Source organism: Bradyrhizobium sp. KBS0727 (assembly GCF_005937885.2).
Lineage (GTDB): Bacteria > Pseudomonadota > Alphaproteobacteria > Rhizobiales > Xanthobacteraceae > Bradyrhizobium.
The window spans coordinates 7,221,950-7,245,726 of record NZ_CP042176.1 but is presented as its reverse complement, the minus strand read 5'-3'; the positions used below and the strand labels follow the sequence as shown (position 1 = coordinate 7,245,726).

At 63.9% G+C, this 23,777-nt stretch carries 19 protein-coding genes; 11 read left to right on the top strand and 8 right to left on the bottom strand.

From position 1 onward, the window contains the following. Positions 1–55 precede the first annotated feature (55 nt). The 4 genes from FFI89_RS33890 (at position 56) to FFI89_RS33875 (ending at position 4,171) form a co-directional block, all read left to right on the top strand. Positions 56–865, top strand: a complete 810-nt coding sequence (locus tag FFI89_RS33890; protein WP_138831781.1) for an ABC transporter ATP-binding protein — start codon at positions 56–58, stop codon at positions 863–865. Next, positions 862–1,680, top strand: coding sequence for an ABC transporter permease (locus FFI89_RS33885; RefSeq protein ID WP_138831780.1), 819 nt, complete (start codon positions 862–864; stop codon positions 1,678–1,680). The genes FFI89_RS33890 and FFI89_RS33885 overlap by 4 nt, the downstream gene beginning before the upstream one ends. 124 nt (positions 1,681–1,804) lie before the next feature. Continuing rightward, positions 1,805–3,133 carry a polyhydroxyalkanoate depolymerase gene (locus FFI89_RS33880; RefSeq protein ID WP_138831779.1) on the top strand — a complete coding sequence of 443 codons (1,329 nt, stop codon included), beginning with the start codon at positions 1,805–1,807 and terminating at the stop codon, positions 3,131–3,133. Positions 3,134–3,331: 198 nt separating this feature from the next. Beyond that, positions 3,332–4,171, top strand: a complete 840-nt coding sequence (locus FFI89_RS33875) for a M48 family metallopeptidase (RefSeq protein WP_138831778.1) — start codon at positions 3,332–3,334, stop codon at positions 4,169–4,171. A 14-nt stretch (positions 4,172–4,185) separates the two neighbouring features. Here the strand turns inward: FFI89_RS33875 and FFI89_RS33870 are convergent, their stop codons facing one another. Continuing rightward, the gene (locus tag FFI89_RS33870) at positions 4,186–5,793 is read right to left on the bottom strand and encodes an AMP-binding protein (protein ID WP_138831777.1); all 1,608 of its coding nucleotides are present in this window, start codon (positions 5,791–5,793) and stop codon (positions 4,186–4,188) included. 229 nt (positions 5,794–6,022) lie between these two features. Next, entirely contained in the window at positions 6,023–8,284 is a 2,262-nt protein-coding gene (locus tag FFI89_RS33865) for a transglycosylase domain-containing protein (protein ID WP_138831776.1), read from the bottom strand. A 215-nt stretch (positions 8,285–8,499) separates the two neighbouring features. On the opposite strand from FFI89_RS33865, the gene FFI89_RS33860 reads away from it, so the two are divergent. After that, positions 8,500–8,925: a DUF1330 domain-containing protein gene (locus FFI89_RS33860; RefSeq protein ID WP_138831775.1), complete on the top strand. Its 426-nt coding sequence runs from the start codon at positions 8,500–8,502 to the stop codon at positions 8,923–8,925. Between the two features lie 190 nt (positions 8,926–9,115). Here FFI89_RS33860 and FFI89_RS33855 read toward each other — a convergent pair whose 3' ends face one another. The 3 genes from FFI89_RS33855 to FFI89_RS33845 all read right to left on the bottom strand — a co-directional run bounded on the left by FFI89_RS33855 (position 9,116) and on the right by FFI89_RS33845 (position 12,322). Further along, positions 9,116–10,342: an ABC transporter substrate-binding protein gene (locus FFI89_RS33855; RefSeq protein ID WP_138831774.1), complete on the bottom strand. Its 1,227-nt coding sequence runs from the start codon at positions 10,340–10,342 to the stop codon at positions 9,116–9,118. 254 nt (positions 10,343–10,596) lie between these two features. Continuing rightward, complete coding sequence (locus FFI89_RS33850; protein WP_138831773.1) at positions 10,597–11,823, bottom strand: ABC transporter substrate-binding protein; 1,227 nt, start codon at positions 11,821–11,823, stop codon at positions 10,597–10,599. 136 nt (positions 11,824–11,959) lie between these two features. Next, positions 11,960–12,322, bottom strand: coding sequence for a DUF1304 domain-containing protein (locus FFI89_RS33845; protein ID WP_138831772.1), 363 nt, complete (start codon positions 12,320–12,322; stop codon positions 11,960–11,962). Positions 12,323–12,470: 148 nt separating this feature from the next. On the opposite strand from FFI89_RS33845, the gene FFI89_RS33840 reads away from it, so the two are divergent. Next, positions 12,471–12,992, top strand: coding sequence for a methylated-DNA--[protein]-cysteine S-methyltransferase (locus tag FFI89_RS33840; protein WP_138831771.1), 522 nt, complete (start codon positions 12,471–12,473; stop codon positions 12,990–12,992). Between the two features lie 112 nt (positions 12,993–13,104). Here FFI89_RS33840 and FFI89_RS33835 read toward each other — a convergent pair whose 3' ends face one another. Together FFI89_RS33835 and FFI89_RS33830 are read right to left on the bottom strand one after the other, a co-directional pair. After that, positions 13,105–13,482 (bottom strand): hypothetical protein, encoded by a 378-nt coding sequence (locus tag FFI89_RS33835; RefSeq protein WP_210249055.1) that lies wholly within the window; start codon positions 13,480–13,482, stop codon positions 13,105–13,107. 161 nt (positions 13,483–13,643) lie between these two features. Further along, on the bottom strand, positions 13,644–16,436 hold the full coding sequence (locus FFI89_RS33830) for a [protein-PII] uridylyltransferase (RefSeq protein WP_138831770.1): 2,793 nt from the start codon (positions 16,434–16,436) through the stop codon (positions 13,644–13,646). 197 nt (positions 16,437–16,633) lie between these two features. Here FFI89_RS33830 and FFI89_RS33825 point away from each other — a divergent pair, with 197 nt between their 5' ends. The 5 genes from FFI89_RS33825 (at position 16,634) to FFI89_RS33805 (ending at position 20,740) form a co-directional block, all read left to right on the top strand. Next, positions 16,634–17,608 carry an aliphatic sulfonate ABC transporter substrate-binding protein gene (locus FFI89_RS33825; RefSeq protein WP_168213131.1) on the top strand — a complete coding sequence of 325 codons (975 nt, stop codon included), beginning with the start codon at positions 16,634–16,636 and terminating at the stop codon, positions 17,606–17,608. Positions 17,609–17,666: 58 nt separating this feature from the next. Further along, the gene (locus FFI89_RS33820) at positions 17,667–18,530 is read left to right on the top strand and encodes an ABC transporter permease (RefSeq protein ID WP_371722271.1); all 864 of its coding nucleotides are present in this window, start codon (positions 17,667–17,669) and stop codon (positions 18,528–18,530) included. After that, positions 18,530–19,315, top strand: coding sequence for an ABC transporter ATP-binding protein (locus FFI89_RS33815; RefSeq protein ID WP_138831768.1), 786 nt, complete (start codon positions 18,530–18,532; stop codon positions 19,313–19,315). Before FFI89_RS33820 ends, FFI89_RS33815 begins: the two co-directional genes overlap by 1 nt. A 64-nt stretch (positions 19,316–19,379) precedes the next feature. Continuing rightward, positions 19,380–19,889 (top strand): OsmC family protein, encoded by a 510-nt coding sequence (locus FFI89_RS33810; protein ID WP_138831767.1) that lies wholly within the window; start codon positions 19,380–19,382, stop codon positions 19,887–19,889. Positions 19,890–19,942: 53 nt separating this feature from the next. Continuing rightward, positions 19,943–20,740 carry a hypothetical protein gene (locus FFI89_RS33805; protein ID WP_138831766.1) on the top strand — a complete coding sequence of 266 codons (798 nt, stop codon included), beginning with the start codon at positions 19,943–19,945 and terminating at the stop codon, positions 20,738–20,740. A 110-nt stretch (positions 20,741–20,850) separates the two neighbouring features. Here the strand turns inward: FFI89_RS33805 and mutS are convergent, their stop codons facing one another. Further along, entirely contained in the window at positions 20,851–23,595 is a 2,745-nt protein-coding gene (gene mutS / locus FFI89_RS33800; RefSeq protein ID WP_138831765.1) for a DNA mismatch repair protein MutS, read from the bottom strand. Positions 23,596–23,777 lie beyond the last annotated feature (182 nt).

The window sequence follows — 23,777 nt, the reverse complement described above, 5'->3', positions numbered from 1 at the left end:
GAACTGCCGCAAAGCCTTGCGCTCGCCGCGGCGATGCCGCAATGAACGGGCCGAAATGGTCAATAGCGACGCAGTCACGGCATCATCGCCTGAGGGATCGTCCAAGGCCGCTCCGACGGAGACGGCCGCGATCGACGTTGCGCATCTGGTCAAGCTCTACAAGACCACCAGGGCGGTGGACGATGTCACGTTCCGGATCGGACGTGGCAGCATCACCGGCCTGCTCGGCGGCAACGGCGCCGGCAAGACCACGACGATCGCCATGATCATGGGGCTGGTGCTGCCGACCTCGGGCCGCATCCAGGTGCTCGGCCATCCGATGCCGGAAGCGAGCGCCGAGGTGCTCGGCCGGATGAATTTCGAAAGCCCCTATGTCGACATGCCGATGCGGCTGACGGTCCGGCAGAACCTCACCATTTTCGGTCGGCTCTATGCGGTCGAGAACCTGCGCGAGCGGATCGAACAGCTCGCCGCCGACCTCGATCTCAACGACTTCCTCGACCGTGCCAACGGCAAGCTCTCGGCCGGGCAGAAGACCCGCGTCGCGCTGGCGAAGGCGCTGATCAACCAGCCGGAGCTGCTGCTGCTCGACGAGCCGACGGCGTCCCTCGACCCCGATACCGCCGACTGGGTGCGTCAGCATCTCGCCAACTATCGCAAGACCCATGACGCCACCATTCTTCTGGCGTCGCACAACATGCTGGAGGTGGAGCGGCTGTGCGACCGCGTCATCATCATGAAGCGCGGCCGCATCGAGGACGACGACAGCCCCGACCAGATCATGGCGCGCTACAACCGCTCCACGCTGGAGGAAGTGTTTCTCGACGTCGCGCGCGGGCGGGGGATGGCGGAGGGCACGCGATGAGCGAAGCGGTCACGCATCACGGCATTTCGCCGCACCGCATCCATGCGATGGTGCTGCGCTATTGGTATCTGCTGATGTCGTCCTGGCCGCGGCTGCTGGAACTGGTCTACTGGCCGGCGCTGCAGATCATCACCTGGGGCTTTCTGCAGAGCTATATCTCGCAGACGTCGGGGTTTTTCGCGCGCGCCGGCGGTTCGCTGATCGGCGCGGTGATCCTGTGGGACATCCTGTTCCGCGGCCAGCTCGGCTTCTCGATCTCGTTTCTCGAGGAAATGTGGGCGCGCAATCTCGGCAACCTGATGATGAGCCCGCTGAAGCCGATCGAGTTCCTGATCTCGCTGATGATCATGAGCCTGATCCGGCTCGCGATCGGCGTGATCCCGATGACACTGCTGGCGCTGTTCTTCTTCGATTTCAACTTCTTCGCAATCGGGCTGCCGCTGATAGCCTTCTTCTGCAATCTGATCTTCACCAGTTGGTCGGTCGGGATCTTCGTTTCGGGCCTGGTCCTGCGCAACGGCCTCGGTGCCGAGAGCATCGTCTGGACGCTGATGTTCGGGATCATGCCGCTGGCCTGCATCTATTATCCCGTCGCGGTATTGCCGGCCTGGCTGCAACATATCGCCTGGGCGCTGCCGCCGACCTACGTGTTCGAGGGCATGCGGGCGTTGCTGATCGACCACGTGTTTCGGGCCGATCTGATGATCACTTCGCTGGCCATCAACGCCGCGTTGTTCGCTGCCTCATTTGCGATCTTTCTTGCCCTTTTACGCAGCGCCAAACGCCATGGATCGCTGCTCGGGGGTGGCGAATAAGTCACGTTCCCCGTGCAAATGAGGGGCTTTCCGCACTTTGGCCGCGTAGAACACCGATCTGCGCATTGACGCTTAATTACGCATTCGGCAGTATGCTGCGGCGCAAAACAGGGGTCAGAAATCAATGCCGATTGGTGAGTTTGGCGGAGCACCGCCACTGGTGGCCGAAGGCAGTCCGGCGCTTACGACGCCGATGTACTGGATGTACGAAATGGGCCACGCGTCGCTCAATCCGGCACGCGCCGTGACTGATGCCACGAAGATCCTGTTTCAGAACCCGCTCAATCCGTGGTCGCACACCGAATTCGGCAAATCGATCGCCGCGGCCTGTGAGCTGTTCGAGCGCGCCACACGCCGCTACGGCAAGCCGGAATGGGGTCTCGACTTCACCGAAGTCAACGGCGTCCGCACCCCGGTCGAAGTCCGTTCGATCTGGGAAAAGCCGTTCTGCCGTCTGCTGCACTTCGATCGCAAGCTGACCCGCCCGCTGCGCTCGCCGCAGCCGCGCGTGCTGATCGTGGCGCCGATGTCGGGCCATTACGCGACGCTGCTGCGCGGCACGGTCGAGGCCTTCCTGCCGACGCACGAGGTCTACATCACCGACTGGTCCGACGCGCGGATGGTGCCGCTGACGGAGGGTCGTTTCGACCTCGACGATTACGTCGACTACGTCATCGAGATGCTGCACGTGCTCGGCGGCAACATGCATGTCATCGCCGTATGCCAGCCTTCGGTGCCTGTGGTGGCAGCGGTTTCCGTCATGGAAGCCGCCAACGACCCCTTTGTGCCGCTGTCGATGACGCTGATGGGCGGCCCGATCGATACCCGCCGCAATCCGACCTCGGTCAACAATCTGGCGGCCGAGCGCGGCATCGAATGGTTCCGCAACAATGTCATCACCAAGGTGCCGTTCCCGCATCCCGGCGTGATGCGCGACGTCTATCCGGGCTTCCTGCAGCTTTCCGGCTTCATCACCATGAACCTCGATCGCCATACCGACGCCCACAAGGCGTTGTTCAGCAATCTGGTCAAGGGCGACGGCGACCTGGTCGACAAGCACCGCGAATTCTATGACGAATATCTCGCCGTGATGGATCTGACCGCCGAATATTACCTGCAGACCGTCGATGTCGTGTTCGTCAAGCATGCGTTGCCGAAAGGCGAGATGATGCATCGTGGCAAGCCGGTCGATCCGTCGAAAATCCGCCGCGTGGCGCTGATGACGGTCGAAGGCGAGAACGACGACATCTCGGGTCTCGGCCAGACCGAAGCCACGCACGCGCTGTGCACCGCGATTCCCGCTCATCGTCGCGTGCATTACGTGCAAAAGGGCGTCGGGCATTACGGTGTGTTCAACGGTTCGCGGTTCCGTTCGGAAATCGTGCCGCGCATTTCCGATTTCATGCTGTCGGCGGCCGACACCAAGCCGAAACTGGTCGCTGCCGCCGAATAACGGCAGTCGGCTCGCCGATTCGGGCGCGTCGGTAAGCGCCTGAATTGATTAAAAGAATCTGGATTCGCGACCCTCTCAAGGAATGAGTATGACCTCAGTCCTTGAGGGTATCCGGGGCTGCCGGTTCCACCCAAAATTTTTGGTTCCAACCCCTGCCGGTAGAGGGGGTTTTGCCGCCAGCCCCTGTATATTGGGCAAATGATTTGTTTTTGCGCCGAGCGATTTCAATGGCGGCGGATATGGCAGAATCCGGGCGATCTCCTGCCCCCCGGACTGTCAGACATGGCTACTCGTGCGCTCCTCTATCGGCGGCCCGCCGAACCCGCGACTCTTATGGTCAAGCACGGCTCGCAATTCTTTGCGATCCGGCTGCGCCGGCACCGCCGTGCGCGGCGCTACACCTTGCGAATTCATCCGACCGATCGCGAAGCCATCCTGACCATGCCGCCGCGCGGCAATCTCGGCGAAGCCAGGGAGTTTGCGCAGCTTCACGGCGGCTGGATCGCCGCCCGTCTCGGCCGTTTGCCGAAGGCCGCCCCCTTTCAGATCGGCACGGTGGTGCCGTTGCGCGGCGTGCCGCACCGCCTGGCGCATCGCGCCGGCGAGCGCGGCACGGTGTGGACCGAAACCCGCGACTCCGGCGAGAGGATCCTCTGTGTGGCCGGCGGCGCCGAGCACATGGACCGGCGGGTGCACGATTTTCTCAAGCGCGAAGCGCGCAAGGACCTGCACAAGGCATCGCTGGCTTATGCCGAAGATCTCGGCGTCAGGGTCAAGCGGGTGTCGCTGCGCGATCAATCCAGCCGCTGGGGTTCGTGCACCTCGGCGGGCTCGCTGTCGTTTTCCTGGCGGCTGATCCTCGCGCCGCCCTATGTGCTGGACTATCTCGCGGCCCATGAAGTCGCGCATCTCGTCGAGATGAACCACTCGGCGCGGTTCTGGAGAGTCGTTGCCAGAATTTGCCCTCATGTCGAGCGCGCCAAGAGCTGGCTCGACACCCACGGCAACGACCTGCACCGCTACGGCATCCAGGATTAAACGTCAGGCGATGCTCACAAGGCCTGTAACTCGCCTTTGGCCCAGAGTTCGCGCAGCTTGAACTTCTGAATCTTGCCGGATCCCGTCAGCGGAAAAGCCTCGACCTGGAACCAGTGCCTCGGCGTCTTGTGATGGGCGAGCGAGGCGCGCATGTAGGCCGACAGCTCCTCCCGGTCGATCACCGCGCCGGGCGCCGGACGAACGAAAGCGGCGACCTCTTCGCCCCACTTTTCGTGCGGCAGTCCGATCACCGCGACCTCGCCGACCTTGGGATGGCGAAACAGCAGTTCCTCGAGTTCGCGCGGATAGATGTTTTCGCCGCCGCGGATGATCATGTCCTTGAGGCGGCCCTCGACCGTGCAATAGCCGCGTGCATCCATCGCGCAGAGATCGCCGGTATGCAGCCAGCCGTCGGAATCGATCGCGGCAGCGGTTGCTTCCGGCATCTCGAAATAGCCGAGCATGATGTGATAGCCGCGCGTGCAGAATTCGCCGATTTCGCCGATCGCGACCGTCTTGCCGGTGTCGGGACTGACGATCTTGGTCTCCATGTTCGGCAGCGGCAGGCCGATGGTGCCGGCCTTGTCCTCGATGGTGTCGGTCGTCCTGGTCTGGGCCGCGACCGGCGAGCATTCGGTCTGCCCGAACACGATGGTGAAGGGCGCGCCCAATTTTTGTTCGAGCAACGCGACCAGCGCCGCCGGCACGGTGGAGCCGCCCGAACAGATCGCCTTGACCGACGAAAGGTCGGTGGATGCGAAGGCGGGATGCTCCAGCATCGCCACCAGCATGGTCGGCACCCCGAGCATCGCATTGCCGCGATAGGCCGCAAGAAGTTCGAGTACGAGCCCCGGTTCGAACGCCTCCACCAGTACCTGCGTCGCGGCTTTGGACACCGCCCCGAGGACGCAGCAGACGCAGCCGCCGGTGTGGAACAGCGGCATGGTCGTGACGAAGACGTCACCGGGATCGATTCCCATTCGCTCGGCCGTGTCGGCACCGTTGTTGGCAAGGCCGCGATGGTGCAGCAGCGCACCCTTCGGAAAGCCGGTGGTGCCCGAGGTATACTGGATCATCACGGGATCGGTCGGCTTGACGACGGGAAGCGCGATGCGCTTGTCGTCGCCGGCGGCGATGAAGGCCGGCCAGTCGTCGAAGCAAATGATCTCCCGCAGTTCGGGACAGCGCGGCGCAACCTCGCGCACCGTTTCCAGCATCGGATTGCCGCGGAACGAATTGACCACGAACACGCCGGCCGCGCGGGATTGCTTCAGCACGTATTCGACTTCGTTGGCCCTGAAACCGGGATTGACGGTGACCAGCACCACTCCGGCCAGTCCCGCGCCGAACTCGAGCATGATCCATTCGGGCAGGTTCTGCGCCCATACCGCGATCCGCTCGCCCGGCTTGAAGCGGCAAAGCAGCGCGCGCGCCATACGCTGCGCTTCGGCGTAGAGTTCGGCATAGGTCCATTGGCGGCGCAGGCTCGGATCGGGGAGCCCGGCGATCAACGCAATCCGGTCCGGCGCCGACGTTGCGGCCTGTTCGAGCAACTGGCCGAGCGTGATATCGCGCACAGCCGGGGCCGCCGGCCCCGCGACGTAGGATTCCGTCAAAGTCATCGTCCCTCCCACTCGCCGGGTCGAGCCGGCGTGCCATGCCGCTGCCGGCGATTGGTTCAACTATGACATTCCGCAGCTGTCATTGCAGCCGGTCGTGCAAAGGATTTTGCGGCCCCGCGGCAACGATAGCCGGTTGCGTGCGGTTACCTGTCGCGTGGGCGGATCGCGGGCAAATGCGGGAGCGGCGCGGACGAACCCACCGTCCGAACGCCCCGACCTGGAAATCCGGCTAGCGGTTGCCGCCGAACACCCGCTCCATCAGCCAGCCATCCAGTCCCGCTGCCGCTTCCGGCCGCGCCGATGGATTGGGTGGCGCCGAGGTCCGCGTCGGCGGCGGACGATAGGCCCCGCTTGTTGGCAGCGGCGTCGGCGCTTGCGACTGAACCTGCGAGGGCGATTGCATCGGGGGCAGGGATGGCGGCGAGGGCGCGTTGACCTGCGAGGCGGCCTGAATCAGGTTCGAGAACAGGCCGCTTTGCGAATTCGGCAGGCTCGCGACCGGCACGCCCTGATGGGCCGTTCGCATGAAACGGGTCCAGACTTCCACTGGCAAGCCGCCGCCGGTGGCCTTCTTGGTCGGCGAGTTGTCGTCATTGCCGAGCCAGACGCCGGTGACGAGGTTCGCCGTGTAGCCGATGAACCAGGCGTCACGATAATCCTGGCTGGTGCCGGTCTTGCCGGCGGCGGTCCAGCCCGGAATTTCGGCCTTGCGCGCGGTGCCGGAGATCAGCGTCTCCTGCATCATGGTGTTCATGGCAGCGACGTTGCGCGGTTCGATCACCTGACCGAGCTGATCGGCCTGGCGCTGGTACAGCACCTTGCCTTCGTTGGTGCGGATCCTGGTCACGACATGCGGCGAGACGCCGAGCCCGCCATTGGCGAAGGGTGCATAGGCGCCGACCAGTTCGATCACCGAGACCTCGGACGTGCCGAGCGCGATCGAGGCGTTGGCATCGAGCTTGGATGAGATGCCGAGCCGGTGCGCGGTTCGCACGACGTTCTTAGGCCCGACTTCGAGGCCGAGACGGATCGCAACCGTGTTGAGCGACATCGCCAGCGCCTGCGTCAGGGTCACCGAACCGAAATATTCGTGGGTGTAGTTCTCCGGCTTCCAGCCCTTGACGTCGATCGGAGCGTCCTGCCGGATCGTTTCGGGTGTCAGGCCGGCCTCGATCGCGGTGAGGTAGACGAACGGCTTGAACGCCGAACCGGGCTGACGCTTGGCGGTGACGGCGCGGTTGTACTGGCTCTCGGCATAGTTGCGGCCGCCGACCATGGCGCGCACCGCGCCGTCGGGCGTCATCGCCACCAGCGCACCCTGGCTGACATTGAACTTCACGCTCTTTGCCGCCAGTTCGTCGATGATGGCGGCTTCCGCCACGCTCTGCAGTTTCGGATCGATGGTGGTTTCGACCACGATGCTCTGATCGATCTGGCCGACGAGGTCGTCGAGCACTTCGCCGATCCAGTCGGCGACGTAGTTGACGGTGCCGGCGCCGACCGGCTTCACATTGTAGGAGGGATGTCCGATCGAGGCCTGCGCCTGCGCATTGGTGATGAATTTGGCATCCGCCATCGCCGACAGCACGATCTGCGCGCGCTGCTCGGCGCCTTCGGGGTTGCGGTTCGGTGCCAGCCGCGACGGCGACTTGACCAGGCCTGCCAGCATCGCGGCCTCCGCGATGGTCACGTTCCTGGCGGACTTGCCGAAGTAGCGCTGGGCCGCGGCCTCGACCCCATAGGCGCCGGAGCCGAAATAGACGCGGTTGAGATAGAGTTCGAGAATCTCCGACTTGGAATGCTTGCGCTCCAGCCACAGCGCGAGCTCCACCTCCTGCAGCTTGCGCGCCATGGTGCGTTCCTGGGTCAGGAACAGGTTCTTCGCGAGCTGCTGCGTCAGCGTCGAGCCGCCTTGCGAAACGCCGCGATGCAGCAGGTTGGTCACCGCCGCACGCAGGATGCCGATCGGATCGACGCCGTAATGCGAATAGAAGCGGCGATCCTCGATGGCGATGAACGCCTTTGGCAAATAGGGCGGCAGATCCTTCAGCGCGATATTGGCGCCCGGCATTTCGCCGCGCGAGGCCAGCACGCTGCCGTCGAGGCCTGTGATCTGGATGGTCGGCGGCCGCTTTGGAATCTCCAGCGACTGGATCGGCGGCAGATGAGCGCCGACATAGACCACGACGCCGACCACCGCGATCGCGGCCCACAGGCCGAGCACCGCGGTCCAGTAGAACAGCCGGCCGATCGAGAGGCGGCCGCGCGATTTCGACCGGCGCTTGGCGCCGCTCCGTGCCGGACGCGGCTTGCGCTCGCGCGGGCCCTCATCGTCGCTATCGTCGGTCCTGCGTTTGGCGGATGATTTCTTTGGCCGGTCTTCGGCGTCAGGGACGCGATCTTCCGGCGAGAGGCGCAGATCGGCGAGCGCGGCCGGAAGCCCGAATAGCGGCTCCTTGCGTCCGCCGCTCTTTTTTCGTCCCCACGCCATACGCAACGCCGCTCACACCGGTCCCGCCGCAAGCTAGCGTCCGCAGTTTAAAGGTCGGTTACGGAAAGGTTAACGCGGGATTAGGAGGTGCGGCGGCGCGTGCTAATAACATAGCGTTTTCAAGCGAAGCATGCCCCCGGACTTGATCCGGGGGTGGGATCCCGGTTCGCGTTAAGAAAACGCGTCAAACAACAGACCCGAACAAGGAGAGCCGAATGGGCCATATCGATCCGACCAAGGAAGTGTTCGCGCAATTCAAGGCCAATGATCGGCCGGGACCGATCCACATGCTCAACCTGGTCCGGTTGCGGGAACAGGCCGCCTATCCCGATGGCCGCAAGGCGACCGGGGCGGAAGCCTATGCCGCCTATGGCCGCGAAAGCGGGCCGGTGTTCGAGCGGCTCGGCGGCAAGATCGTCTGGCAGGGACGGTTTGAACTGATGTTGATCGGGCCCACGGAGGAGCGCTGGGATCATTGTTTCATCGCCGAATATCCGAGCGTGGCGGCATTCGCCGAAATGATCCGCGATCCCGTCTACCGCGAAGCCGTCAAGCATCGCCAGGCCGGCGTCGAAGATTCCCGCCTGATCCGGCACGCGGTGCTGCCGGTCGGGAAGACGTTTGGGGAGATACCCACTTAGGTCATGGCCGGGCTTGTCCCGGCCATCCACGTCTTCCCTCTTGCACAGCCAAAGACGTGGATGCCCGGGCATAGGCGAGCGGAAGCGACGCCGTCCTTTGGACGGCTAGGCCCGGGCACGACGACGAATGCCCCCAAAAACAAATCGGCGGCCCTGAGGCCGCCGATCGCATGTCAGAAACTCGAAGCCACTAGCCCGCCGGGCCTGCGTCCTCGAGGATAGGGCCGAACAGTTCCCAGCGTTCGCCGTTGAACTTCATCATCTGCAACTGCTTGTTGACGCGATAGTCGGTCGGCGAAGTGTTGGCGAGAATGCCCGGCAGCGCCAGATCGAGCACGACGTTCTTCAGGCTGGTGGCCTGCTTCATGACGTTCTCGCGGGTCAGGTCGTCGCCGCACATCTTGAGGACATGGACCATCAACTGCGAGGTCGAGTAGCCGTAGGAGTTGAAGCTCGAATCCTTGTCGCCGTCCGGATAGTACTTCGCCATGAATTCGAAATACTTCTTCATGCCGGCGTCATCCTTCCAGGTCGGATCGAGCGGATCCTTGCCGTAGTTGACGCTGATGACGCCCTTGGAGGCTTCAAGCCCCGCCGGCTTCATCACCGCGCCGACCGAGGTCGCGTTGATGTCGAGGATCTGCACCGGATGCCAGGCCAGTTCGGCGATCTTCTTGATCGCCTGCGCCGCCTGCTTCGGCGTGGTGGCCGAGAAGAACAGGTCCGCGCCGCTGTCCTTGATCTTGAGGATCTGCGAATCGATGGTCGGGTCGGAGACTTCGTAGGAAGCCTCGGCCACGATCATGCTGGCCGCCTTGTCGCCGAGACCGGCCTTGATGCCGTTCAGGTAATCCTTACCGAGGTCGTCGTTCTGATAGAGGATGCCGACCTTGGCATTCGGATAGGTCTTGATGATGTACTGGCCGTAGATGCGCCCTTCGACGAAGTAGTTCGGGTTGAAGCCCATCGTCCACGGGAAATTCTTCGGGTCGGTGAACTTCGACGCGCCGGTGGCGGCGAACAGCTGCGGCACCTTCTTCGAATTGAGGTACTTCTGGACCGCGGCGTTCGAGGGCGTGCCGAGTAGCTGGAAGGTGAGCAGCACTTCGTCGCTCTCGACCAGCTTGCGCACCTGCTCGACCGCTTTCGGCGGCGAGTAGGCGTCGTCATACTGGATCAAATTGATCTTGCGGCCGTTCACGCCGCCCTGATCGTTGATCATCTTCATGTAGGCGGCCTGGGTCTTGCCGATGGTGGCATAGGACGAGGCAGGTCCCGAGAACGGATTGGTCTGACCGATCTTGATCTCGGTGTCGGTCGCGCCGGTATCGTATTTCTTCTGCGCGGAGGCCGCTGAAACCGACAGCGCCATCGCAAGCGCGGTGCCGGTGATCAGATGGAGAATACCCTTCCTCATATCGATTATTTCCTCATGGTTATGATTGTGCCGATGATCTCGTCCGGTTGTGGCCGGGTGCCATCGCTGGCGCGGATACTGGCGGAACGGATGCTGCAATGCAAGGTGGCGGTGTGCTGAAAAGTTGAACGATTTCAGGGCGTCAGGGCCAGACTAAAGTCTGACCGACCCTCGCCGGCCAAAACGAATTGGCCGGCGCAAGGTGGCAACCCTGCGCCCGGCCTTCATTTCGTTGATCGGGTCGGAAAGGCTCTCTAGCCGGCCGGGCCCGAGTCCTCGATGATCGGGCCGAACAGCTCCCAGCGCTCGCCGTTGAACTTCATCATCTGCATCTGCTTGTTGATGCGATAATCGTTCGGCCCCGTCGTGATCGACATGCCCGGCAAGGCCAGGCTGGGAACGAAGCCCTTGAGGCTGGTCACCTGCCGCATCAGGTTTTCGCGGGTCAGGTCGTCGCCGCACTGGCGCAGCACCTGCACCAGCAGTTCCGCCGTCGAATAGCCGTAGGTGTTGACGGTGTTGAGCTTGTCGCCTTCCGGATAATACTTGTCCATGAAGGCGTAATAGGCCTTCAGCCCGGCGTCGTCCTTCCACTGCGGATCGCCGGGATCCTTGCCGTAATTGGTAGAGATGATGTCCTTGGAGATATCGAGCCCCGCGGGCTTCAGCGTCGCCGACACCGGACTGGCATTGATGTCGAGGATGTGGACCGGCTTCCAGCCGAGGTCGGCGACCTTCTTGATCGCCTGCGCCGCGAATTTCGGCGTCGAGGCGTCGTAGAGCAGGTCGACGCCCATCGATTTCAGTTTGACGATCTGCGAGTCGATGGTCGGATCGGTCAGCTCGTAGGACACCTCGGCGACGATCATGCTGGCGGCCTTGTCGCCCAGCCCGGCCTTGAGGCCGGTGATATAGTCGCGGCCGAGATCGTCATTCTGAAACAGGATGCCGATCTTGGCATTGGGATGATTCTTCAGAATGTATTTGGCGTAGATGCGCCCTTCCGACTGGTAGTTCGGATTGTACGCGATCGTCCACGGCGCGTTTTGCGGATCCGAGAAGCGCGATGCGCCGGTCGAGGCGAGCAGTTGCGGTACTTTCCTGCTGTTGAGATATTTCTGCACGGCGGCGTTCGACGGCGTGCCGATGATCTGGAAGGTGAACAGAACCTCGTCGCCTTCGACCAGCTTGCGGACCTGCTCGACGGCCTTGGGCGGCGAATAGGCGTCGTCATACTGGATCAGGTTGAGCTTGCGGCCGTTGATGCCGCCCTGATCGTTGATCATCTTCAGGTAAGCGGCCTGGGTCTTGCCGATGCCGGCATAGGCGGACGCCGGGCCCGAGAACGGAACGGTCTGGCCGATCTTGATCTCGGTATCGGTCGCGCCGCTGTCGTATTTCTTTTGCGCCTGGGCTGATGATGCCGACAATGCGACCGCAACCGCGGCGCCGGCGACCAGACCAAAAATTCCGCTTCTCATTTCGTTGCCTCCCATGCTGTTGGCCGATGATCTGGCCCGGCCATCTCGTTGGATGGCCGGACGTCATCGTTGCCGGAAGTGTGGAGGAACGGTTGTGGCAAGGCAAGATAATGCCGCTGACGTGCGGCGGTCGGCCTCAAGCCAGCCAGAGCAGGATCAAGGCGAGCGCCGCAGGCGCGGCCTGCACATAGAGAATCCGGCGGCTCACGGTTGCAGCGCCATAAACTCCGGCGACGATCACGCACAGCAGAAAGAAGGTCTTGATCTGGAATGCGAAGCCCGGATTGGAATGGAACAAGCCCCAGACCAGGCCTGCGGCGAGGAAGCCATTATAGAGCCCCTGATTGGCGGCCAGCACCGCCGATTCCGTTGCCTTCTCGATTGAATTACGAAACGTCTTCAGGCCCAGCGGCTTGGTCCAGAGAAACATCTCCAGAACCAGAAAATAGGCATGCAGCGCCGCGACGACCGCGACCAGGCCGCTTGCGATAAAAATCATGTGGTCCCCCAACCATTTCAAGCATGATCCGGAAAAGTGGGTGCCGGTTTTTCGAAAGATCATGCGCAAACAAAACGGAATTCGGGTGGACGCTAGCACGGCGCCGGTGAAAAATGCGGCCGGCTTGCTGGAAATTTTGGAAACGACGATGAGCGCGAAGCTGCCGGAAACATTTGGCCTCGATCGGTTGGACACGCCGATCGGCGTGGCGCTGCTGGTCAGCGACGACGACGGCGTGTTGCGCGCGCTGGACTGGGAGGATTACGAACCGCGCATGAAGGAGCTGCTGCGCCTGCAATATGGCGCCGTCATCCTGAAGGAGGCAAGGGCGCCGCGCGATCTCAGGGCCGCGCTGGCGGGGTACTTCAAAGGGGACATCGATCGCCTGCGACAGATCGAATGGCGCGTCGCGGGTACGGCGTTCCAGCAGAAAGTCTGGAAGGCGCTGCCGAAGATTCGACCGGGCACGACGATGAGCTACGGCGCACTGGCCGCGAAGATCGGCCTGCCCAAGGCCATCCGCGCCGTCGGCCACGCCAACGGCTCCAATCCGATCAGCGTGGTCGTGCCCTGTCACCGCCTGATCGGCGCCAACGGTTCGCTGGTCAAATATGGCGGCGGGCTGGAGCGGAAGCGCTGGCTGCTGCAGCACGAGGGTGTGGAGGTTTGATCTCGTCATTCCGGGCTCGCGCTGCGCGCGCCCCGGAATGACGAGTTGAGAGAGAGAGAGAGAGAGAGAGAGAGAGAGAGAGAGAGAGAGAGAGGCGGACGAGAGTTGTTAATTACCCGAACAGCCAGGACCTGGGATTGGCGATCGGCTTGTGCTCGTTCACCGATGTGATGCCCTTGATGATGCGGATCAGCGACCACAGGAACCACCAGGCAAGAATGGGGATGCCGATAAGGACGACGCTGAGAACAAAGCCGATCGTGATGTACAGAAACCCGATCCAGAAAGTCCTGATCTGGAACTGGTAGTGCGACCGCAGCACCGGGTCAGCATCATCGGCCTTGATGTGCGCGATGATGACGCCTGCGATCGCCGGGATCAGGAAAAAATATCCCGCGCCGTAAAGCAGATAGACAATGAGCGCGAGGCTATCGTCCGAGACGATGGGTCGCTGTGTCTGGGAAAGCTGTGTCTGGGAAACAAGTGCCATGCCCGCCTCCATTGCGACGGGGATCGTCGGCTCTGCGAACACCCGTTGGTCGTTCCGCCCACGTCCCCGGTTCAAGAGACCGACACCTACGAAGGTTCAGACGCCTCTTCCGTGATGGGGATCACGAAGCGCCCGGCCGTGCATAGACCGGGTCGCGGCGATCATGCCGCGGCGACGTTGTCTTCGCTGGCCAGCAGGTGGATCAGCGCGCTCTTGATCGCAGCCTGCCGGGTCGGCGCGGTGATCTGGGCGCCGAGCAGGTCGGTGACATAGAACACGTCGCGGGCGCGTTCGCCGAAGGTCGCGACATGGGCGGAAGCGATGTTGAGGTTGAGCTTCGAGATCGCCGTCGTGAGCTGATACAGCAGGCCGGGGCGGTCGAGGCCGGAGACCTCGATCACGGTGTAACGGTCCGACCACTGGTTGTTGATCGTGACTTCCGGCTCCACGACGAAGGGGCGGACCTTGCCGCGGCCGGCGGCCTTGCGCGCCACCACTTCCGGTAGCCGCAACCTGCCTTCGAGCACCTGTTCGATCATCTCGCCGATCCGCGTGGCGCGCCGGCCTTCGTCCTCGTCGCGGTCGTATTCCCTGGATATCGCGATGGTGTCGAGCGCGCGGCCGTCGGTAGTGGTGTAGATCTGGGCGTCGACGATGTTGGCGCCGGCGGACGCACAGGCGCCCGCGATGATCGACAGCAGCCACGGATGGTCGGTCGCCAGGATCGTCAGTTCAGTGACGCCGCGCGCCTCGTCGAAGCCGACATTGATCGCGAGTTTGTGGCCGGCCTGTTCGCTGGCCCGTAGGAAACGCGCATGGCGGATCTTGCGCGGCAGTTCGACCTTGAGCCAGTAGGCCGGATATTGCCGGGCGATATAGGCGTTGAGTTCCGCCTCCGGCCATTCGGTGAAGGCGGCGCGGAATTCGGATTGTGCCACCGCAATGCGCTGGGCGCGGTTCACTTCCGAGAAGCCGCCGGTGAGCACCGGCTCGGTTTCGTAATACAGCGTGCGCAGCAGTTGCGCCTTCCAGCCGTTCCAGACGCCGGGGCCGACGCCGCGGATATCGGCGGTGGTGAGAATGGTCAGGAGCTTCATCTGCTCGACCGACTGCACCACGGCGGCGAAATTCTCGATCGTCTTGCGGTCGGACAGGTCGCGCGACTGCGCCACAGTGGACATCGTCAGATGCTGCTCGATCAGCCACGCGACCAGTTCGGTATCGGCGGCGTTGAAGCCGAGCCGCGGGCACAGCCGCCGTGCCACCTTGGCGCCGGCGATCGAGTGATCCTCGGGCCGCCCCTTGGCGATGTCGTGCAGCAGCGTGGTGATGTAGATCACCGCGCGATGCTCGGGGCGGATTTTCCGGAACAGGTCGCTGGCGACGGTGAACTCGTCGTTGCCGCCGCGCTCGATCTCCTGCAGGAAGCCGACGCAGCGCAGCAGATGCTCGTCCACCGTATAATGATGATACATGTTGAACTGCATCATCGACACGATCTTGCCGAAGGCGCGGATGAAATGACCGAGCACGCCGGTCTCGTTCATCCGCCGCAGCACCGTTTCGGCGTTGTCGGAGGTCAGGATCTCCATGAACAGCCGGTTGGCTTCCGGACTTTCCCGAAGCTGCGTGTTGATCAGCTTCAGCGAGCGCGTCACCGTGCGCATCGCGTCGGGATGGAAGGCGAGGTTGTTCTTCTGCGCCAGCCGGAAGATCCGGATCAGGTTGACCGGATCATGCTTGAAGACGTCCGGCGTCGCCAGATTGATGCGGTTGTTGTCGATGATGAAGTCGTCGCTGTCGGGCACCCGCCGCCGTGTCGCGCCGCCCGGCCGCAGCCGCGCCACCACCCGGCTCAGCACCGGCGCCGGCTTGGCCTGTTCGTCTTCGAGCTTGGCGCACAGGATCGCGGTCAGGTCGCCGACATCCTTGGCGATCAGGAAGTAGTGCTTCATGAAGCGTTCGACATCCTGCATGCCGGGATGCGAGGTATAGCCGAGCCGGACCGCGATCTCGCGCTGCATGTCGAACGACAGCCGTTCCTCGGCGCGGCCGGACACGAAATGCAGGTTGCAGCGCACCGACCAGAGGAAATCGGCGCAGCGCCGGAATGTGCGGTATTCCTGCGCGTCGAACACGCCGCGTTCGACCAGTTCGTCGGTCTCGCGCACGCGGTAGACATATTTCGCGATCCAGAACAGCGTGTGCAGGTCGCGCAATCCGCCCTTGCCGTCCTTGACGTTGGGCTCGACCAGGTAGCGCGACTGGCCGCCGCGGCGATGGCGCTCCTCGCGCTCGGCGAGCTTGGCGGTGACGAATTCGGCCGCCGTGCCCTGCACCACTTCCTTGTCGAAGCGTGCGACCAGCTCGTCATACAACGGCTGGTCGCCGGTCAGGAACCGGGTTTCGAGGATCGCGGTGCGGATGGTCATGTCGCCGCGCGCCTGCCGGATCGATTCGTCGACCGAGCGCGTGGCGTGGCCGACCTTTAATCCCATGTCCCACAGGCAATAGAGAATGGCTTCCGCGACCTGTTCGCCCCAGGCGGTCTGCTTGTAGGGCAGGATGAACAACAGATCGATGTCGGACTCCGGCGCCATCAGGCCGCGGCCGTAACCGCCGGTCGCGACCACCGCCATGCGTTCGGCGCCGGACGGGATATGCGAGCGATAGAGATGCCGCGTCGCCGCGGAATAGAGGATGCGGATGATTTCATCCTGCATGAAGCAGAGCCGCTCGGCGCAACGGCGGCCGTGGCGATCCTTCAGCAGCACGGCCTGCGCGGTGGCCCGTGCGGCCATCATCTCGGCTTTCAGCAATTGCGCCAGCGCCGAGCGAAACACGTCCTCGCGGCCGGCATGCTTTTCGGCGAGGGCATCGACCGCGGCGGTGATCCGCACGGTATCGAAACGTTCATCCGCCGCAGGGCGGGCCTCTGTCACGACGCTGTCCATGGTCTAACCCGATATCGGACGGCGCCGACGCTGTCACGGAGGATTGTAAAGCCGCAGCAATTCTATGCTGGATTCCGCTTGCCTTCGACTAAGTTGTTCTCGCGCAGGTGCATTGCCGGCATGTATTTTCTCGTTGACCTCATGGCTTAACTCATTGAAATAACAAGATGTTTTTTAAGCTGAGGGGAGGCTGGACCATGTCAGGAATTACACGGCGCGCGATCGCTGCGGCGATCGCGGCTTCGGCCTTGCTGCCGGGAACGGCGTTTGCGGCCGACGCACTCAAGGAAATTCACATCGACTGGGCGACCTACAACCCGGTGTCGCTGATCCTTAAGCAAAAGGGATTGCTGGAGAAGGAATTCGCCAAAGACGGCATCAGCATCGTCTGGGTGCAGTCGGCCGGTTCCAACAAGGCGCTCGAATTCCTCAACGCCGGCTCGATCGATTTCGGGTCCACCGCGGGCTCGGCGGCGCTGGTCGCAAGGATCAACGGCAACCCGGTCAAGTCGATCTATGTCTATTCGCGTCCCGAATGGACCGCGCTCGTGACATCGAAGGATTCGAAGATCGCCTCGGTCGCGGATCTCAAGGGCAAGCGCGTCGCGGTGACGCGTGGCACCGATCCGCACATCTTCCTTGTGCGCGCGCTGCTCGGCGCCGGGCTGACCGAGAAGGACATTACGCCGGTGTTGCTGCAGCACGCCGACGGCAAGACCGCGCTGATGCGCGGCGACGTCGATGCCTGGGCTGGTCTCGATCCGATGATGGCGCAGGCCGAGGTCGAGGACGGCGCCAAGCTGTTTTACCGCAAGGCCGATGCCAACACCTGGGGCATCCTCAATGTGCGCGAGCAGTTCCTGAAGGACTATCCGGACGTGGTCCGCCGCGTGCTCGCGGTGTATGAGGAAGCCCGCAAATACTCGCTGGCCAATTACGACGACCTGAAGAAGACCTTCATCGGCGTCACCAGGCTGCCGGACAGCGTGGTCGACAAGCAGCTCAAGGAGCGCACCGAGCTGACCCATAGTCGCATCGGCAGCTCCCAGCGCGAGTCGATCCTCGCCGCCGGCGTCGCCCTGCAGCAGGCCGGCGTCATCGACCCCAAGGTCGACGTCAAGGCGACGCTCGATGCGTTGATCGACGACCAGGTCCCGCTGCCGACGAATTAGAGGCCAAAACACCGGTGTCGTCCCCGCCTTGCAATCCCCTTCGAGAAGCGTTCTTGCTATGGCCATGACGGTTGAACTGCCAGCGCTCGAACAGACCGACGCACGGAACGATGCGATGACGCAGCCCGCGCCGTCGCCGCGGCTTGCGCGCTATGCGCGGCCGGCGCTCGGGCTATTGCTGCCGGTGGGCGTGGCGATAGGCTGGGAGATCGTGGTCTGGCTCGGCCTCTCCAGCGGCCGGCTGGTGCCGCCGCCGACGAAAATCTTCGCCACCATCATGGAACTGGCGCGAAGTGGCGAACTGTCGCGTCATATCGTGGCGACGCTGAGCCGGGTGGGCGCGGGCTTCGGCCTCGGCGTGGTTGCCGGCACGCTGCTTGGCGCCATCTCCGGCTATTGGGATCTGGCGCGGCGGCTGCTCGATCCGACTGTGCAGGCGTTGCGCGCGATCCCGTCGCTGGCCTGGGTGCCGCTGTTCATTCTCTGGCTCGGCATTTTCGAAACCTCGAAGGTGGCGCTGATCGCGGCCGGCGTGTTCTTCCCGGTCTATCTCGGCGTGATGGGTGCGATCCTCTCGGTCGACCGCAAGATCGTCGAGGTCGGCCGCACCTTTCGTCTGTCGGGACCGGCGATGATCCGTCGCATCCTGCTGCCCGCGGTGTTGCCGGCCTATGTGGTCGCACTCCGCGTCGGCCTTGGGCTGGGCTGGATGTTTGTGGTCGCCGCCGAACTGATGGGCGCGTCCGAGGGGCTAGGCTATCTCCTGCTCGACGGCCAGCAACTCGGCAAGCCCGCGCAAATTCTCGCCGCCATCGTGATCTTCGCGATCCTCGGCAAGGCCACCGACTGGCTGATCGAGGTCGCCACTGCGCCGCTGTTACGCTGGCAGGATGCGTTCGGCCGTCAGGGCGGAGGCCAGTGATGCTCGCGCTCGACCGCGTCGGCAAGACCTATCCCAATGGCGTTCATGCGCTGGAGCGTTTTTCCGCCGATATCAGGCTTGGCGAAATCATCGCCATCATCGGCGGCTCCGGCTGCGGCAAGTCGACGCTGTTGCGCGCCATCGCCGGCCTCGACCGCGCCTCTACCGGCACGGTGAGGCTCGACGAGGAAGCGATCACCTCGCCGCATGCCAAAATCGGAATCATCTTTCAGGAGCCGCGGCTGCTGCCATGGCTCAGCGTCGCCGACAATATCGGCTTCGGCCTGTCGGAATTGCCGGCAACGGCGCGGCGCGAGAAGGTCGCCGCCGCACTGGCGCGGGTTGGTCTTGCGGACAAGGCCAATGCCTGGCCGCGCGAACTCTCCGGCGGTCAGGCGCAGCGGGTCGCGATTGCCCGCGCGCTGGTGCCGCAGCCGGAAGTGCTGTTGCTGGACGAGCCGTTTTCCGCGCTCGATGCCTTCACGCGGCGCGACCTGCAGGACCATCTGCTCGACCTCTGGGCCGACACCCGGCCGACACTGGTCCTGGTCACCCACGACGTCGACGAGGCCGTCGTGCTCGCCGACCGCGTGCTGGTAATGCGACCACGACCTGGCCGGCTGTTCGAGGAGATCAGGATCAATCTGGCGCGGCCGCGCGACCGCAGCTCGCCGCACTTCGACAATTTCAAGCGCCGCGTGCTGACGGCGCTGGATCGCTCGCTCGACCGCAGCGTGCCCGACGCTGACGTAAAATCAACTACTGGTGAAGCAATGTGGTGGTGACATCGGTAAGGTAACCGATTACACCCGACCGGCTTTTTAGTTGGAAAATCCGGAGAGAAGAAAAATGGACGCCGCTCAACTCCGCGCCACCCAGGCCCCGATCAAGGATCGCTACAAGACCGATCCGAAGACGGCGATGATTACCCTGAAGGCCAAGGGCTCGATCGACAATGAAGGCATCGCCTGCAAGGTCGAGACCGGCCGCGCGCTGGCGGTCGCCGGGCTGCATCCGGCGACCGGCGGCTCCGGGCTCGAATTGTGCTCCGGCGACATGCTGCTGGAAGCGCTGGTCGCCTGCGCCGGCGTGACGCTGAAGTCGGTCGCGACTGCGGTCGAGATTCCGCTGAAGTCCGGCAATGTCACCGCCGAAGGCGATCTCGATTTTCGCGGCACGCTCGGCGTCGACAAGGAAGCGCCGGTTGGATTCGCCGAGATACGCTTGCGCTTCGACGTCGAGACCGACGCACCGCAGGACAAGCTCGATCTGCTCCTGAAACTCACCGAGCGCTACTGCGTGGTCTACCAGACCATCAAGAACGGCCCGAAGGTTTCGGTGTCGATGCAGCGGATTTAGTCGCTGTCGTCGCTGCGGCGTATGGGTCCCGGCGTTCGCCGGGACGACAAATAATGTCCCCCGAACTCACCTTCCTGCTCACGCTCGCACTCCGCATGGCGATCACGGCGGCGTTCGTGGTGACGGCGTCCATCATCACAGAAAAATCCGGCCCGGTGATCGGCGCGCTGGTGGCGACGCTGCCGATTTCGGCGGGGCCGTCCTATGTGTTCCTCGCGCTCGACCACGACGCGGCGTTCATCGCCGAGGGCGCGCTGGCGAGCCTGCCGATCAATGCCGCAACGATCCTGCTCGGGCTCACTTACGTCGTGCTGGCGCAGCGACATGGCGTTGCGCTGAGTGCCGGCGCCGCGATCGCGGTCTGGATCGGGCTGGCGGCGATCATCCGTCAGTTTCACTGGCCGCTGATATCGGGACTCATTGTGAACGCGATAACGTTCGCGATCTGCATTCCGCTGTTGGCGCGCTATCGCCACGTCCGGATGCCGCCGGTCACGCGCCGCTGGTTCGACATTCCGCTGCGGGCGTCGCTGGTGGCGACGCTGGTCGCCACCGTCGTCACGCTGTCGGGCTGGGTCGGCCCCAGTATCAGCGGCATGCTGGCGCTGTTTCCGATCGTGTTCACGTCGATGATGCTGATCCTGCACCCGCGCATCGGCGGCCCGGCCACCGCGGCCGTGATCGCCAACAGCGCCTGGGGCCTGATGGGGTTCGGCCTCGCGATCGCCGTGCTGCATGTCGGAGCGTTGCAGTTCGGTTCGGTGGTCGGATTGAGCCTTGGGCTCGCCACCTGCATCTGCTGGAACCTGACGCTGTGGTGGAACGGGCGACGCAAGGCGACGGCGGCTTAGCCAAACCCTCATGGTGAGGAGCGCGTCTTCGCGCGTCTCGAACCATGAGAGCCCGGCTGTGGCCATCCTTCGAGACGCCGCTTCGCGGCTCCTCAGGATGAGGAGTCTTATCACTTCGGCAGGTTCGCCCTCAGCGCATACAGCGCCTCCAGCGCCTCGCGCGGCGACATTTCGTCGGGATGAAGCGCCTTTACCGCCTCCAGCAACAACTCCGCCTCGGTCGGCGGCGCCGGTTCGGCGGCGGCGCGGGAGGGAACCGCGAACAGCGGCAAATCATCCGCGAGTGCGCGCGCGGTCTGGCCGCGGTCCTGCGCTTCGAGTTTCGCCAGCACCGATTTGGCGCGCGCGATCACGGCCGGCGGCAGGCCCGCGAGCTTGGCGACCTGGATGCCGTAGGACCGATCGGCGGAGCCCGGCAGCACCTCGTGCAGGAACACGACGTCGCCTTGCCATTCCTTGACGCGGACGGTGGCGTTGAACATCCGCGGCAGTTTTGCCGACAGTGCGGTCAGCTCGTGATAATGCGTCGCGAACAGCGAGCGGCAGCGGTTGGCTTCGTGCAGATGCTCGATCGCGGCCCAGGCGATCGAGAGGCCATCGAAGGTCGCGGTGCCGCGGCCGATCTCATCCAGGATCACCAGCGAGCGCTCGCTGGCCTGGTTGAGGATGACAGCGGTCTCGACCATTTCCACCATGAAGGTGGAGCGGCCGCGCGCCAGATCGTCGGCCGCACCGACGCGTGAGAACAGCCGGTCGATGACGCCGATCCGCGCGCGTGACGCCGGCACATAGGAGCCGATCTGCGCCATCAGCGCGATCAGCGCGTTCTGGCGCAGGAAGGTCGATTTACCGGCCATGTTGGGACCGGTGATCAGCCAGATCTGGCCGGATCTTTGTCCCGGCCCGGGGGACAGATCGCAGGCATTGGCGATGAACGGCTGGCCGTCGCGCTTCAGCGCCTGTTCGACCACCGGATGCCGGCCGCCTTCGACCGCGAAGCCGAGCGAGCCGTCGACGTCGGGCCGCACATAGTTATCGTCGACCGCAAGCTTCGCCAGCGCGGTTGCGACGTCGAGCAGTGCGAACGCGTGCGCGGCGGCGCGCAGGTCGTCGCTGGCCGCCAGCGCCATGGCGCACAGCCGCTCGAAGATTTCGAGCTCCAGCCCGAGCGCGCGGTCACCGGCATTGGCGATCTTGGCTTCGATCCCGCCGAGTTCGGACGTGGTGAAACGCACCTGGCCGGCCAGAGTCTGGCGATGGATGAAGGTCGCGTTCAGCGGCGGCGCCATCAGCCGGTCGCCGTGCTGGGCGGTGACCTCGACGAAGTAACCGAGCACATTGTTGTGGCGGATCTTAAGTGCCTTGATGCCGGTATCGTCGGCGTAACGCGCCTGCATCGCGGCGACCACGAGACGCGAGGCGTCGCGCAGGCTGCGGGTCTCGTCCAGCGCGGGCTCATAGCCCTCGCGGACAAAACCGCCGTCGCGCTTGATCAGCGGCAACTGCTCGGCCAATGCGCGTTCGAATTCGCCCGCCAGATCGCGCGACGGGCGGCGCAGCGCTTCCATCACGGCTGATATTTCTGCCGGTGGTGCTTCCAGTTGCCCCAGCCGCGCCAGCGCCTGGTCGGCCGCAAGGATGCCGTCGCGGAGACCCGCAAGGTCGCGCGGGCCGCCGCGTCCGACCGACAGCCGCGCCAGCGCGCGCGACATGTCGGGGGCTGCTTTCAGCGTGGTGCGGATATCATCGCGCGCCGCGCTATCTGCGACAAAAGCCGCGATCGCATCCAGCCGCCGCGCAATCGCAGCACTGTCGGTGAGCGGCGCCGCCAGCCGTTGGGCCAGCAGCCGCGATCCGGCCGAGGTCACGGTGCAGTCGATCGCGTCGAGCAGCGACCCGCGGCGTTCGCCGGCCAGCGTCCGTGTCAATTCGAGATTGGCGCGCGTCGCCGGATCGATTGCCATGGTGGTGCCGGCAGCCTCGCGCGAGGGCGGCGCCAGCGGCGGACGTTTTCCGACCTGGGTACGGTCGATATAGGTGACGGCGGCTGCTGCCGCGGTTGCTTCCAGCCGCGACATCGCGGAAAGGCCGTCCATGGTCGCGACCGCGAAATAATTGCACAGCCGACGTTCGGCGGTGGCGCCATCGAACACGTCGCGGGTCAGCGGCGTTACGGCTTGCAGTTCGCGCAGCAGTGGCCCCAAATCAGGATCGCCATAGAGCGCGTCGGTGACGATCACTTCATTCGGATTGATGCGCGCCAATGTGGCCGCGAGTTCCGCGGTCGAACATTCGGTGACCATGAATTCGGAGGTCGAAATATCGATCCAGGCAAGCCCGATGCGGTCGCCGCCGCTTGAAGCCCGGGCGCGCGCGATCGCCAGCAGGTAATTGTTGGTGCGGGCATCCAGCAGCGTGTCTTCGGTCAGCGTGCCCGGCGTCACCAGCCGCACCACGCCGCGGCGGACCACGCTCTTGTTGCCGCGGGCGCGCGCTTCGGCCGGGTTCTCGGTCTGCTCGCACACCGCAACCCGATGCCCGGCGTTGATCAGCCGATGCAGGTAGTCCTCGGAGCGCTCGACCGGCACGCCGCACATCGGGATGTCCATGCCTTGATGCTTGCCGCGCTTGGTGAGCACGATGCCGAGCGTTTTGGAGGCGATCTCGGCGTCCTCGAAGAACAGCTCGTAGAAATCGCCCATCCGGTAGAACAGCAGTAGCCCGGGATGGCCGGCCTTGATCTCGAGGTACTGTTCCATCATCGGCGTGACGCGCGAATTCGCGTCGGCCGCCGGTATGGCTTCCGTGGTTGGCGTGGCCTCGGGGGGCAGGGGGATGGATTGCTGCAGGGTCATTGCGGCGCAAACTACAAAATTTCGTCGCCCGGTCCTATTGCTTTGGCCGTTTTGTCCGGGTTTTCCACGCCCAGTAGGCTGCAATTTCATCATGCCCGCTGTGAGAGCATGACGGCCCTGGCGCGAAAGCACCGTGCCTCAATTGACCTGCCGCGGGCGCGCTCCTAAAACTCGCCATCAAT

Coding starts and splice junctions, on each gene's coding strand:
- FFI89_RS33890 (WP_138831781.1), top strand. CDS start 56: ATGGTCAATAGCGACGCAGTCACGGCATCATCGCCTGAGGGATCGTCC.
- FFI89_RS33885 (WP_138831780.1), top strand. CDS start 862: ATGAGCGAAGCGGTCACGCATCACGGCATTTCGCCGCACCGCATCCAT.
- FFI89_RS33880 (WP_138831779.1), top strand. CDS start 1,805: ATGCCGATTGGTGAGTTTGGCGGAGCACCGCCACTGGTGGCCGAAGGC.
- FFI89_RS33875 (WP_138831778.1), top strand. CDS start 3,332: ATGATTTGTTTTTGCGCCGAGCGATTTCAATGGCGGCGGATATGGCAG.
- FFI89_RS33870 (WP_138831777.1), bottom strand. CDS start 5,793: ATGACTTTGACGGAATCCTACGTCGCGGGGCCGGCGGCCCCGGCTGTG.
- FFI89_RS33865 (WP_138831776.1), bottom strand. CDS start 8,284: ATGGCGTGGGGACGAAAAAAGAGCGGCGGACGCAAGGAGCCGCTATTC.
- FFI89_RS33860 (WP_138831775.1), top strand. CDS start 8,500: ATGGGCCATATCGATCCGACCAAGGAAGTGTTCGCGCAATTCAAGGCC.
- FFI89_RS33855 (WP_138831774.1), bottom strand. CDS start 10,342: ATGAGGAAGGGTATTCTCCATCTGATCACCGGCACCGCGCTTGCGATG.
- FFI89_RS33850 (WP_138831773.1), bottom strand. CDS start 11,823: ATGAGAAGCGGAATTTTTGGTCTGGTCGCCGGCGCCGCGGTTGCGGTC.
- FFI89_RS33845 (WP_138831772.1), bottom strand. CDS start 12,322: ATGATTTTTATCGCAAGCGGCCTGGTCGCGGTCGTCGCGGCGCTGCAT.
- FFI89_RS33840 (WP_138831771.1), top strand. CDS start 12,471: ATGAGCGCGAAGCTGCCGGAAACATTTGGCCTCGATCGGTTGGACACG.
- FFI89_RS33835 (WP_210249055.1), bottom strand. CDS start 13,482: ATGGCACTTGTTTCCCAGACACAGCTTTCCCAGACACAGCGACCCATC.
- FFI89_RS33830 (WP_138831770.1), bottom strand. CDS start 16,436: ATGGACAGCGTCGTGACAGAGGCCCGCCCTGCGGCGGATGAACGTTTC.
- FFI89_RS33825 (WP_168213131.1), top strand. CDS start 16,634: ATGTCAGGAATTACACGGCGCGCGATCGCTGCGGCGATCGCGGCTTCG.
- FFI89_RS33820 (WP_371722271.1), top strand. CDS start 17,667: ATGGCCATGACGGTTGAACTGCCAGCGCTCGAACAGACCGACGCACGG.
- FFI89_RS33815 (WP_138831768.1), top strand. CDS start 18,530: ATGCTCGCGCTCGACCGCGTCGGCAAGACCTATCCCAATGGCGTTCAT.
- FFI89_RS33810 (WP_138831767.1), top strand. CDS start 19,380: ATGGACGCCGCTCAACTCCGCGCCACCCAGGCCCCGATCAAGGATCGC.
- FFI89_RS33805 (WP_138831766.1), top strand. CDS start 19,943: ATGTCCCCCGAACTCACCTTCCTGCTCACGCTCGCACTCCGCATGGCG.
- mutS (WP_138831765.1), bottom strand. CDS start 23,595: ATGACCCTGCAGCAATCCATCCCCCTGCCCCCCGAGGCCACGCCAACC.